This window comes from Neopusillimonas maritima, from assembly GCF_003576595.1.
Classification (GTDB): Bacteria; Pseudomonadota; Gammaproteobacteria; order Burkholderiales; family Burkholderiaceae_B; genus Neopusillimonas; species Neopusillimonas maritima.
On record NZ_NQOU01000005.1, the window covers coordinates 21,730 to 32,823 of the forward strand.

At 54.0% G+C, this 11,094-nt stretch carries 13 protein-coding genes; 10 read left to right on the plus strand and 3 right to left on the minus strand.

The window, feature by feature from the left end; all coding sequences use genetic code 11:
* From tmk to CJO09_RS12245, 4 genes are all read left to right on the plus strand, one after another.
* Positions 1-636 carry a dTMP kinase gene (gene tmk / locus CJO09_RS12230; protein WP_119442597.1) on the plus strand — a complete coding sequence of 212 codons (636 nt, stop codon included), beginning with the start codon at positions 1-3 and terminating at the stop codon, positions 634-636.
* Positions 637-647: 11 nt separating this feature from the next.
* Positions 648-1,682, plus strand: a complete 1,035-nt coding sequence (holB, locus tag CJO09_RS12235; RefSeq protein WP_119442598.1) for a DNA polymerase III subunit delta' — start codon at positions 648-650, stop codon at positions 1,680-1,682.
* A 61-nt stretch (positions 1,683-1,743) separates the two neighbouring features.
* Positions 1,744-2,538, plus strand: a complete 795-nt coding sequence (locus CJO09_RS12240; protein WP_119442599.1) for a TatD family hydrolase — start codon at positions 1,744-1,746, stop codon at positions 2,536-2,538.
* On the plus strand, positions 2,531-3,388 hold the full coding sequence (locus CJO09_RS12245; RefSeq protein WP_119442600.1) for an ankyrin repeat domain-containing protein: 858 nt from the start codon (positions 2,531-2,533) through the stop codon (positions 3,386-3,388). The genes CJO09_RS12240 and CJO09_RS12245 overlap by 8 nt, the downstream gene beginning before the upstream one ends.
* A gap of 24 nt (positions 3,389-3,412) precedes the next feature.
* Here the strand turns inward: CJO09_RS12245 and trxA are convergent, their stop codons facing one another.
* Both trxA and CJO09_RS12255 read right to left on the minus strand, forming a co-directional pair.
* A complete protein-coding gene (gene trxA / locus CJO09_RS12250) occupies positions 3,413-3,802 on the minus strand; it encodes a thioredoxin (RefSeq protein WP_119442601.1) in 390 nt (129 codons plus the stop codon).
* 107 nt (positions 3,803-3,909) lie between these two features.
* A complete protein-coding gene (locus tag CJO09_RS12255; protein WP_119442602.1) occupies positions 3,910-5,205 on the minus strand; it encodes an NCS2 family permease in 1,296 nt (431 codons plus the stop codon).
* Positions 5,206-5,348: 143 nt separating this feature from the next.
* Between CJO09_RS12255 and tsaD the strand changes: the two genes are divergently transcribed.
* On the plus strand, positions 5,349-6,386 hold the full coding sequence (gene tsaD / locus CJO09_RS12260; protein WP_119442603.1) for a tRNA (adenosine(37)-N6)-threonylcarbamoyltransferase complex transferase subunit TsaD: 1,038 nt from the start codon (positions 5,349-5,351) through the stop codon (positions 6,384-6,386).
* A gap of 9 nt (positions 6,387-6,395) precedes the next feature.
* Here tsaD and plsY read toward each other — a convergent pair whose 3' ends face one another.
* Entirely contained in the window at positions 6,396-7,058 is a 663-nt protein-coding gene (gene plsY / locus CJO09_RS12265) for a glycerol-3-phosphate 1-O-acyltransferase PlsY (protein ID WP_119442604.1), read from the minus strand.
* A gap of 119 nt (positions 7,059-7,177) precedes the next feature.
* On the opposite strand from plsY, the gene surE reads away from it, so the two are divergent.
* From surE to CJO09_RS12290, 5 genes are all read left to right on the plus strand, one after another.
* The gene (gene surE, locus CJO09_RS12270; RefSeq protein WP_119442739.1) at positions 7,178-7,936 is read left to right on the plus strand and encodes a 5'/3'-nucleotidase SurE; all 759 of its coding nucleotides are present in this window, start codon (positions 7,178-7,180) and stop codon (positions 7,934-7,936) included.
* Positions 7,921-8,760, plus strand: a complete 840-nt coding sequence (locus CJO09_RS12275) for a protein-L-isoaspartate(D-aspartate) O-methyltransferase (RefSeq protein WP_119442605.1) — start codon at positions 7,921-7,923, stop codon at positions 8,758-8,760. Before surE ends, CJO09_RS12275 begins: the two co-directional genes overlap by 16 nt.
* Before the next feature lie 10 nt (positions 8,761-8,770).
* Positions 8,771-9,568, plus strand: a complete 798-nt coding sequence (locus CJO09_RS12280) for a peptidoglycan DD-metalloendopeptidase family protein (RefSeq protein WP_119442606.1) — start codon at positions 8,771-8,773, stop codon at positions 9,566-9,568.
* 14 nt (positions 9,569-9,582) lie between these two features.
* Positions 9,583-10,356: a 3'-5' exonuclease gene (locus tag CJO09_RS12285; RefSeq protein ID WP_119442607.1), complete on the plus strand. Its 774-nt coding sequence runs from the start codon at positions 9,583-9,585 to the stop codon at positions 10,354-10,356.
* Between the two features lie 107 nt (positions 10,357-10,463).
* The gene (locus CJO09_RS12290; protein ID WP_119442608.1) at positions 10,464-11,030 is read left to right on the plus strand and encodes a hypothetical protein; all 567 of its coding nucleotides are present in this window, start codon (positions 10,464-10,466) and stop codon (positions 11,028-11,030) included.
* Positions 11,031-11,094: the final 64 nt, after the last annotated feature.

Genomic DNA, 11,094 nt, shown 5'->3' on the forward strand with positions numbered 1-11,094 from the left:
ATGGCTCATAAAACAGGCATGTTTCTCACGCTGGAGGGCCTTGATGGCGCGGGTAAAAGCACCCATGTTCCCTGGCTGGTTCAGGAGTTGTCCCGGCGCGATATCAATGTGTTGAATACACGCGAGCCCGGTGGCACGCAGTTGGGGGAACAACTGCGTCAGATATTGTTGAATCAGCCGATGACGCTGAAAGCGGAAACCCTGCTCATGTTCGCTGCTCGCGCCGAGCACGTTGAAGCTGTCATTAAACCGGCATTGGCACGAGGGCAATGGGTGTTGTGTGATCGCTTTACTGATGCAACTTTTGCTTATCAGGGTGGCGGGCGTCAATTAGGTGGCGGGGCGGTGAATGTGCTTGAAGAGTGGGTGCACCCCGATCTGCAACCCGATTGCACTTGGTTTTTCGACGTGCCATTGAGTGTGGCGCGAGATAGGTTGGCCCGGTCGCGCGATCTGGACCGTTTCGAGAAGGAAGGAGCGGACTTCTTCGAGCGTACACGTGCTGCCTATCATGAGCGTGCCCGGCAATTTCCGGCTCGTATCAGGGTGGTGGACAGTGCGCGCGCTATTACCGACATTCAAACTGAACTAGCCGAGCAAGTCGATGAGCTGCTAACGCGGTGGCGTTCCGGTTAAGGGGCATGAATATGGCGCTGCCGCAGTTCCTTCCCTGGCAAAAAGAGATGGCACGAACATGGTTGGCCGGGCGAAACAATTTCGCCCATGCGTGGCTTATTCATGGCTTGGCCGGTATTGGCAAGCAACAGTTTGCTTTGGCGGCTGCGGCAGCGCTGTTATGTGAGTCGCCGCAAGAGCAAATGGCCTGTGGTCGTTGCTCGGCATGCCAGTGGGTCGCGGCAGGCAGTCATCCAGACTTGCGGCGTATCCGTCCAGATGCGGTTGCCGCCCTTGAAGGGGATGAAACAGAGGACGACGCAGCGACACCTAAAAAGTCATTGTCGCGCGAGATCCGTGTTGAACAGTTGCGGCAGTTGCACCACTGGTTCAACACGGCAACACATCGCGGCGGCTTCCGCGTTGCCGTACTTTATCCGGCAGAGTCATTAAATATGATTTCCGCCAATGCTATGTTGAAAGTGCTCGAAGAGCCACCGCAGGGTACGGTGTTTTTGTTGGTGTCGGACACGCCGGATCGTTTGTTGCCCACGTTGGTATCACGCTGTCGTCGATTCCCGTTGTCAGTGCCTGCGCCTGAAACAGCGCAAAAGTGGCTTCAACAGCAGGGGCTCGCAGAGCCGCACAGTTGGCTTGCAGCAGCAGGCGGCGCGCCTTTGAAGGCGCTCGCGTTGTCTGCTGAATCCGATACGGCATGTCCGGTATGGTTGCGGGCGCTTGTTGTTGGTTTGACGCAAGACAAGGAGGCCGACCCAGGCGGGGTTGCCGATGCGCTTGAGAAGCAACCTGTCACTATGTGGGTGGATGCTCTGCAACGTTGGTGGCTTGATTTAATGCTTGTCGCGCAGGGTGTTGAGCCCCGGTATTATCCAGAACTTACCACCTTTACCCGACAAATCGCATCGCGTGTCACTGCGTCTACCATGGCTGAAATGGCGCGCTGGCTGGTGCAGCAGAAAGCGGTGTCAACCCACCCATTAAGTACGAAGTTGTTTATTCAAACCGCACTTCAACGAGTGGTTCTGGCTTGTCAGTCGGCCGGCTGATTACGACACGGTAAGCGCGTTAGAATAGTACGTTTCAGTTTTAGAAAGCGGGTTGCTATTTATGTACGTTGACTCTCACTGCCATCTGGATTTTCCCGCTCTGTCGGAAAATCTAGATACCATTTTGGCCGACATGAAGCGTAATCAGGTCAGTCATGCACTGGTGGTTAGTGTGAACTTGCCCGACTGGCCACGTTTAATCGAGATGGTTAAACCGCATCCACAGCTTTTTGCCTCTGTGGGCGTCCACCCCGATTACGAAGACACAACTGAGCCAACCGTTGATGATCTCGTCGATCGGGCCGGCGCCAACGACAAAGTGGTGGCAATTGGTGAAACCGGGCTTGATTATTTTCGTTTAAGTGAACCGTTGAATTGGCAAAGGGAGCGGTTTCGTACGCATATTCGGGCAGCGCGCACCAGTAATTTGCCGCTGATTATTCATACCCGCGCGTCGCGTGAAGATACGCTGCGTCTTATGCGGGAAGAGGGTGCGGCTGAATGCGGCGGCGTAATGCATTGCTTTACAGAGTCTCTGGAAATGGCGCGTGCTGCAATCGACATGAATTTTTATATTTCTTTGTCGGGGATCGTCACGTTCAAGAAAGCCCAGGAAGTGCAGGAGCTTGCCAAGGTGCTGCCGCTCGACCGCCTACTAATAGAAACCGACTCGCCGTATCTTGCGCCGGTGCCGTATCGCGGAAAAACCAATGACCCCTCCAAAGTCATTCACGTGGCGGAAAAAATAGCCGAACTGAAAGGCATACCGGTCGCGCAGGTCGCCCAACAATCCACCGAGAATTTTTTCCGCTTGTTCGGAAAGGTTCCTCGCCCTGCGGAGCTGACGCATGCCTAAAATCAACCGCCCTCATCATTTCCGTTTTTTAACAAGCCTGGCACTTGCGAGTGTCTTGCTTACCGGAACAGCGGTGAATGCAGCATCGGATAACTGGTGGATTGATATCGCCAATGACCGGGTCGAAGCCGTAAAGACGGAGCTGGCACTGGGTGAGGACCCCAATGTGCGCAACGAAAAGGGGCAACCCGCCATCATGCAGGCCATTCAGGATCAGGCTTGGGGCGTTTATGATTTACTGGCCCGACATCGCGACCTGAACCCTAATATTGCCAATACTTACGACGAAACGCCGTTGATGTATCTGGCGATAGTAGGCGATGTCGAGCGCGCCAGGGCTTTGATTCAACGCGGTGCGAAGGTCAATCGTCTGGGCTGGACGCCGCTGCATTATGCCGCTTCGAAAGGCCATATTGAAATGGTGAATATGTTGATTCATGCAGGAGCCATCGTTGATGCACCTGCACCTGACGGTACAACGCCTCTCATGATGGCTGCTTATTCGGGCGATCAGGAAACGGTAAGGGCGGTTCTGGCTGCGGGAGCGGAACCGACGACTCAAAATCTTCAAAAGCTGGATGCCGCCGATTGGGCGCGAAACAAAGAGTTCTCGTCGCTGGCCGATCAGCTTGAAGACCTGATTCAACGCACGTTGGCACAGCGCGGATCGGGCCGTGCCCGGGGCACAGTACCCGGTATCGTGGGTACCACCCCTCCCAGCAAAGCGCCAAGCGCGCCCTCCGCCGCTAAAGCAACGCTGGAACCTTCCGGTACGCAAGCAGAAACCGGCAGTTCCACTTCGCGTTATTTCGACCTCGATCGCTTCGAGCGCGACGACACTCAGTTTTAATTGCGTGCGCCCGGGGCCGATGAGTTATTGCGGCCCTGGGTTTTGCTCTTGCTGCTGTTGTTGGGCTGCGATTTCAGCGTGAACCTGTTCCATATCCACGCTTTTCACCTGAGTTAGTAATTCTTCCAGTTGGCCGGCTGAGAGCGCACCCGCCTGGTTGTACAACAGAACTTGTTCGCGGAAAACCATTAAGGTGGGAATGGAGCGAATACCCAAGGCGCCGGCCAGTTCCTCTTCGTCTTCCGTATTCACTTTCGCAAAAGTGATGTCGTCGTGTTGTTCGGATGCTTTATCGAAAACCGGTGAAAAAGTCTTGCAAGGCCCGCACCAGGGCGCCCAAAAATCAACGATAAGCGGTTTGCTATCGAGAACGGCTTGTTGAAAATTATCTTTGGTGAGTTCTATTGTGCTCATGAGACTCCTGAAATAAAAAAGCGGCTATTGAAGCCGCTTGTAAAAATGGGTGTTTTGCGTTTTACCAGTGTACTGGTTTGTTCGCGTTATTGCATCTCTCGTTTGTATTAGTGTCCGCCGAAGAAGGCATATTTGATAACAAACAAGATGGCCACGATGAGTGTTGCCATGTGGATTTGGTTGAAACGACCGCTGAGTACTTTTAAAGCAACGTAGCTGATGAACCCGAATGCCAAACCATTTGCGATAGAGTAAGTGAATGGCATGGCAATCGCGGTAAGCGCAGCGGGCGTGGCTTCGGTGGCGTCGTCCCACTGTACATCGGCGACTTCACGAAGCATTAAGCCGGCAACATATAACAGGGCGGGCGCTGTCGCGTAGGCCGGTACCGAGCCGGCAAGCGGTGCCAGGAACAAGGCCAGCAGGAATAGAATGCCGATAGTAAGCGCGGTAAGGCCTGTACGCCCGCCCGCTTGCACACCCGAGGTGCTTTCAATATAGGCGGTAGTGCTGCTGGTCCCCAGGAATGAACCGGCCACGATGGCGGTACTGTCGGCCATCAGAGCGCGACCCAGGCGGTTGGGCTTGCCTTCAGGCATAAGGTTCGCACGTTTGGCGACGCCAATCATGGTGCCGGTTGCATCGAAGACCTCGACCAGTACAAGAACCAGAATGACGTGCACAAAACCAAATTGCAGCGCGCCCAAGATGTCGAGTTGGAAGAAGGTGGGAGCCAGGCTGGGTGGCATGTCGAAGATGCCGCCAAACTGGGTGTAACCCATAATAATTGACAGAATGGTGATGGCCAGGATACCGATCAGGATCGCGCCGCGCACCTTCAGGGCGTCGAGTGCACCGATAATGAAAAGCCCCAGAATCGCGAACAAAGCTTGCGGTGAGGTGAGGTCGCCCAGTGTGACGAGGGTGGCGTCACTGCCCACTACGATACCGGCGCTTTTTAGTGCGATCAGGCCCAGGAACAAGCCGATACCGGCCACAATACCCGAGCGTAGCGATTTGGGAATACCTTCAATAATCCAGGTACGAACGCCTGTAACCGTAAGAATGACGAAAATAATGCCGGAAATAAATACGGCCCCCAATGCTTGTTGCCACGTGTAACCCATGGCGCCAACCACGGTAAACGCGAAAAATGCATTCAAGCCCATGCCCGGCGCCATACCGATAGGCCAGTTGGCCAGGAAGGCCATAATAAGAGAACCCAGCGCGGCTGCCAGGCAGGTTGCAACAAATACGGCGCCGCCGTCCATGCCGGTGGTGGACAGGATTTGCGGGTTAACGAAAATAATGTATGCCATGGTCAGGAACGTGGTCACCCCGGCTAAAATCTCCGTTCGGACATTGGTTCCGTGTTCACGCAGCTTGAATAAACTTTCTAGCATGCAAAGCCCCCCCTTTATTAGTGTTAGGCAAAAAACAAATCGGTTTAAACATAAAATAATGCGACGATGCAATTCTAAGCCTTTATTGTTCTGATTTGTAGCTGTTTTTAGTCGTAATAACCCCAAGTTGTACACTGCGATAAATGATAGTAATTGGATACGAAAGTTCTTGTGATGAAACTGGTGTGGCGTTGGTGTGTTCCGAACGCGGCTTGCTGGCGCACGCCTTGCACAGCCAGGTTGCCATGCATAGTGAATATGGCGGGGTTGTGCCGGAACTAGCCTCACGCGACCACATACAGCGTATTTTGCCGCTTACGAACACGGTATTGAAAGAGGCGCGGCTATCTTTGAACGACGTTCAGGCCGTTGCCTATACGGCCGGTCCGGGTTTGGCAGGGGCATTGCTGGTAGGGGCCTCGGTGGCGCGATCAATTGCCTGGGCGCTGGGGTTGCCGGCGATTCCGGTCCATCACCTAGAAGGTCATTTGCTGTCGCCCCGTCTTGCCGACCCGGCGCCCGAATTTCCCTTTGTGGCTTTATTGGTGTCGGGTGGGCATACGCAGTTGATGCGGGTGGACGTCGTCGGCCAATACGAAATGCTGGGCGAAACGCTTGATGACGCCGCTGGTGAGGCTTTCGATAAATCGGCCAAGCTGATGGGGCTGGGTTATCCGGGTGGCCCTGCCTTATCGCGTTTGGCGCAAGAGGGCGACAGTACGGTTTACTCATTGCCAAGACCCATGTTGCATAGTGGCGATCTTGATTTTAGTTTCAGCGGCTTGAAAACCGCAGTGCTGACACAAATGAAAAAGCTTGAGTCGGCCGCAGGAGAAGGTGTGGTAACGCATCAGCAAAAGGCCGATCTTGCGGCGGCCACTGAGGCGGCTATCGTCGATGTTCTGGCCGCGAAAGCGATTCGTGCCATGGATCAAACCGGTATGAAGCGTTTGGTGGTGGCCGGCGGAGTTGGGGCTAACCGGCGCTTGCGTGAACAGTTGCACAAAGCAATGCATCGTCGCGGCGGGCAGGTTTTCTTTCCGCCGTTGGCATTATGCACCGATAACGGTGCCATGATTGCCTATGCCGCATCACAGCGTATTGATGCCGGCCTTGCCGACCTAACCGTGGGAGATCACGCCTTTACGGTACGCCCGCGCTGGCCGTTGCAGGACATCTGAATCGCTCATTCAGGTTTTGGGTTTACCCGCTTGACTCTTTGATTTGCCGATTTTCGGCTCTGTTCCTTTCATTAACCGGGTAATGTTGGCGCTGTGGCGATAACAAAGCACGACTGCAATGATAATTAATACAAACGTGACGCTACCTTGTAAACGCCATGCGATGTTGGCGCCGAATAAATAGTAAAGCGGTGCAAAAATAGCAGCCAGCACGGCCGCCAACGATGAGTAGCGGCTTGCGTAGGCCACAATGAGCCAGGTCACCAACGTGGCTAATGCCAGCACAGGCTCCAGACCGGCGAGCACGCCTAATGCCGTTGCAACGCCTTTGCCGCCTTTGAATTTCAGAAATATCGGATACACATGGCCCAGAAACGCAGCCAGGGCGGCGGCGGCAGGCAGGGCGGCACCCAGACCGAATTGTGTTGCAATTAAGGTGGCCAGAAATACCGCTACCCAGCCTTTCAGCGTGTCTCCAACCAAGGTAAAGATGGCTGCTTTTTTATTTCCCGTTCGAAGGACATTCGTGGCACCGGGGTTGCCCGACCCAAAAGTGCGGGGATCGTCCAGCCCCATGAGCCGGCTTACGACGACCGCAAACGAAATTGAGCCAATAATATAGGCGCCCAAAATAACAACAAGGCTGATCAGAACGGAGGTTGCGGATGCCATTAAGGTTATTCCTTTGTCACAATTGCAAGGCATTCTACCCCGACTCTGTTTTACCAGCCAAAGTCATGGCAAGCGGGTACAATTGGCAACGTTTTCTTAAGTACTGAGATGGAATGCAAATGCGGATATTGGTGTCAAACGACGATGGGTACAATGCGCTCGGAATCGAGGCGTTGGCCAAAGCCTTGCATGGTTTGGGCGAACTAACCGTTGTCGCGCCGGAAACCAATTGCAGCGGGTCTTCCAATTCTCTGACACTGAATCGTCCGTTGTCCGTGCGCCAAGCGCCGAACGGCTATTTCTTCATTAATGGTACACCGTCCGATTGCGTTCATATTGCCTTAACGGGTTTGCTTGATTTTCGTCCCGATCTGGTTGTTTCCGGTATCAACAACGGGGCAAATTTGGGCGATGACACCCTGTATTCAGGTACCGTCGCTGCGGCGACGGAGGGCTATTTGTTTGGTATTCCCGCCATTGCTTTTTCTTTAGTGAAAAGGGGTTGGGAGCATTTGGAAACGGCGGCGCAGGTGGCGCGTCAAATTGTTGCACATCACGTCGAGCAGCCAATCGACGCAAAGGTATTATTGAACGTCAATATCCCCGCCGTTCCTTATGAGGCGCTCGATGGGATCCATGTCACCCGTCTGGGCAAACGTCACCCGTCTGAGCCGGTTGTGAAAACCACCACACCCTACGGCGATCCGGTTTATTGGATCGGGCCGGTAGGCAATGTCTCCGATGCCGCGTCTGATACGGATTTTGGGGCAATCGAAAACAATCGTGTTTCGGTCACGCCTTTGCGTCTTGATCTTACCTACCATGAACAACTCGACGCCGTGCGGGGTTGGGCGGGGCCGTTATGCGTAAACCGGTAAACTCCTTTCCCTTCGCGACGGGAACCACAAATCGGTTTGGCCGTTCCCGAATTGGTCATGGGCTTACGGCGCGCAACAGCAATACCCGCATCAGTCCGCCGGGTATGGGGCCACGCTCCAGCGCGCCTGCCGAATCTAAAACCTTGACTGAAGCAACCGGCGCACTGGGGCAAGGCAATTTGGGCTTGAATTCCGAACGTTTGCGCGCCCAAATGGTTGAGCGTGTTCGGGAGCAGGGCATTACCGACCCACGGGTGCTCAATGCCATGATGGCCGTGGCGCGCCATTACTTTGTCGATCAGGGGTTGGCGAGCCGGGCGTATGAAGACGCTGCTTTGCCAATCGGTTTCGGGCAAACGATTTCCCAGCCGTGGGTGGTGGCACGCATGATTTCCGCCGTTTGCGAAGAGTCGCTGCCCAAACGGGTGCTTGAAGTGGGGGCGGGCTGCGGTTATCAGGCTGCCGTGCTGGCTCAAATTGTGCCCGAAGTTTACGCAATCGAACGCATCCGTGGTTTGTACGACCTTGCGCGTGAACACCTTCGAACGCTAAAGTTAAATACCCGGGTAAGGCTTTCGTTCGGTGATGGTATGCTTGGTTTGCCCAAATCCGCCCCGTTCGATGCTATTGTTGTGGCGGCAGCCGGTTTGCATATTCCGCAGGCATTGCTTGATCAGTTGGCTGTCGGGGGCCGTCTGATTGCGCCTGAGGGCACGTCGGCGCAGCGTTTAGTACTCATTCGACGTACCAGCCCTACCAGTTGGCATCGTCAGGAATTGGAATCGGTTCGTTTTGTTCCTCTTCGTTCAGGAACTCAGTTGTAGGAGATGATTTATGGTTGCAGGAACGTCCGGGCTTTCAGCATTGTCGGCTGCGTCGCAGTTTCCCAGGCGCATGCCGCGTATCTGGCTGGTCATGGTCGTTATGTCAATGGCAGTGCTGGCGGGTTGCGCGTCCCGCGGAACCCAGGCACCTGTCGCCGATATGTCGAGTGGGTCGGCATCCGTTCCGTCAAGCGGGCTATATGTTGTCAGGCCAGGTGACACTTTGTACAAAATTTCGCAAATGTATAACGTTGATGTCAGCACCTTGGTGCAACTCAACAACATCTCCGACCCCGGTCAATTGCGTGTCGGCCAAACATTGCGTTTACGTGGCGACGCGCCACAGGTGGCAAGTAGTGCGGGAATGGGTTCCGATAGTGGCGCGGCTGTTGAGCCGGCTAAAGCCTCTGAACCTGCAAAACCGTCGCGTGCCGGCGATGCCGGCTTGATATCTTGGGGCTGGCCTGCTCAGGGCAAAGTGATTCAGGGTTTCAGCTCCAACACAAAAGGTGTTGATATCGGCGGCAACGTTGGCGATCCGGTAATTGCTGCGGCGTCTGGCAAAGTCATGTATGCCGGAAATGGTGTTCGTGGCTTGGGTAACCTGGTGTTGATCGGTCACAGCAACAGCTTTATTACTGCGTATGCACATAACGAAAAGCTGCTGGTGAAAACCGGGCAGGAAGTTAAGAAGGGCGATCGCATTGCATTAATGGGGCAAACCGACACCACCAGTCCACGCTTGCATTTCGAGATCCGGCGTAGTGGCACGCCTGTTAACCCGCTGGCCTATCTTCCCGAGCGGTAAACCGGGGCGCTTTAATGATTCCCACCCTTGTTTTCGATCTTGAAACCATTCCGGATGCCAATGGACTCAGGCAACTGAATGATTGGCCCGACGCCTTTAGTGATACGGAGGTGATCGAAAAAGCGTTGGCGCAAAGGCAGGCTTCACATGGTACCGACTTTTTGCCCTTGCACTTGCACAAGATTGTGGTGGTAGGGTGTGTTTTTCGCGATGCCCAGGGTTTTCGAATCAAAACATTAGGTCAACCGGACGACCCGGAGGCTTCTCTCATTACGGGTTTTTTTAAAACAATTGAGCGGTATACCCCGCGATTGGTCAGTTGGAACGGATCGGGCTTTGATCTTCCGGTGTTGCATTACCGTAGTCTTATTCATGGGGTGCCGGCGCCCCGTTATTGGGACACCGGTGAAGAAGACCGCGATTTCAAATTCAACAACTACATTAGCCGCTATCATAATCGCCATATCGATTTAATGGATTTACTGGCGAAATATAATGGCAGGGCGAACGCTCCGATGGACGACCTCGCCAAATTATGCGGCTTTCCTGGTAAATTGGGGATGGATGGCAGTCAGGTATGGCGAGCATGGTCTGAAGGGCGCCAGGACGAAGTCCGGGCCTATTGCGAAACCGATGTGGTGAACACGTGGTTATTGTTTTGTCGGTTTCGTCTGTTGCGTGGTGAGCTTGATGCACAGTCTTACCAGGAAGAGATTGATCTTGTACGTGAAACACTTGCGACTTTAAATGGCGATCACTGGGTTGAGTATCTGAACGCCTGGGCTTAGACGCCGATTTCGAAACGCGTTGAAACGAAAGTGCTTGTTTGTGCAACAGGTTTGAAATCAGTTTGCGCGCATGATGAAGGCTCTTATCATTATGAAGGAGCAGTATTATGCCCGGCAAAAAATCCCGTCTTGCCTACTCTTTGGCTACAGTGGCAGCCATGATTGCCCTGCAGGCCCCGCTTGCTGCGGCTGCAGAGCCCAATAATGCAGAAACACAGGTTGATCGCATTGAGCGCACCGGCAAGTATGATCGACACGAGCATCAACGCCACGCACGTTCGCAACAACGTGATATTGCATTCATGATTCCCGGCTACGGTCCGGTCGGAAAAAAAACACTTGATTCGCTGAAGCTGACTGATTTACAGCAACAAAAAGTCAACGCTGCGCAAGCTGAACAGCAAGCGCTTAGGGCTGCTCATAAAAGCACGATGAAATCGAATATGCAGGCGCGCTTTGCACAACTCGAAGAAGGGCGGATTGATCCCCGCGCGGCGCTGCAAGCTATGCAAGCAACCCAGCAAGAGATGTCTCAACATCGCTTGGATGTCGCCGAAAAATGGTTGCAAGCTTGGGAGGCGCTTGACGCCGACCAGCAGAAGGTGCTCACTCAGGCGTTGGCCGATCGGCATGAGCATAGAAAAGACAAAATGCAGCGTCATTCCGCTTCCTGATTCGACTTGGCGGCGTTAGGGTGTCAAAATTCGGTCCTTGCCGGTTTTGTTTGCCCTAACGTTT

What these genes read in the sequence shown, in the direction of transcription:
- plsY (WP_119442604.1), bottom strand. Translation starts at nt 7,058, where the DNA reads ATGGCATCCGCAACCTCCGTTCTGATCAGCCTTGTTGTTATTTTGGGC.
- CJO09_RS12255 (WP_119442602.1), bottom strand. Translation starts at nt 5,205, where the DNA reads ATGCTAGAAAGTTTATTCAAGCTGCGTGAACACGGAACCAATGTCCGA.
- CJO09_RS12275 (WP_119442605.1), top strand. Translation starts at nt 7,921, where the DNA reads ATGCGTAAACCGGTAAACTCCTTTCCCTTCGCGACGGGAACCACAAAT.
- CJO09_RS12290 (WP_119442608.1), top strand. Translation starts at nt 10,464, where the DNA reads ATGCCCGGCAAAAAATCCCGTCTTGCCTACTCTTTGGCTACAGTGGCA.
- CJO09_RS12280 (WP_119442606.1), top strand. Translation starts at nt 8,771, where the DNA reads ATGGTTGCAGGAACGTCCGGGCTTTCAGCATTGTCGGCTGCGTCGCAG.
- CJO09_RS12245 (WP_119442600.1), top strand. Translation starts at nt 2,531, where the DNA reads ATGCCTAAAATCAACCGCCCTCATCATTTCCGTTTTTTAACAAGCCTG.
- surE (WP_119442739.1), top strand. Translation starts at nt 7,178, where the DNA reads ATGCGGATATTGGTGTCAAACGACGATGGGTACAATGCGCTCGGAATC.
- tsaD (WP_119442603.1), top strand. Translation starts at nt 5,349, where the DNA reads ATGATAGTAATTGGATACGAAAGTTCTTGTGATGAAACTGGTGTGGCG.
- tmk (WP_119442597.1), top strand. Translation starts at nt 1, where the DNA reads ATGGCTCATAAAACAGGCATGTTTCTCACGCTGGAGGGCCTTGATGGC.
- trxA (WP_119442601.1), bottom strand. Translation starts at nt 3,802, where the DNA reads ATGAGCACAATAGAACTCACCAAAGATAATTTTCAACAAGCCGTTCTC.
- holB (WP_119442598.1), top strand. Translation starts at nt 648, where the DNA reads ATGGCGCTGCCGCAGTTCCTTCCCTGGCAAAAAGAGATGGCACGAACA.
- CJO09_RS12285 (WP_119442607.1), top strand. Translation starts at nt 9,583, where the DNA reads ATGATTCCCACCCTTGTTTTCGATCTTGAAACCATTCCGGATGCCAAT.
- CJO09_RS12240 (WP_119442599.1), top strand. Translation starts at nt 1,744, where the DNA reads ATGTACGTTGACTCTCACTGCCATCTGGATTTTCCCGCTCTGTCGGAA.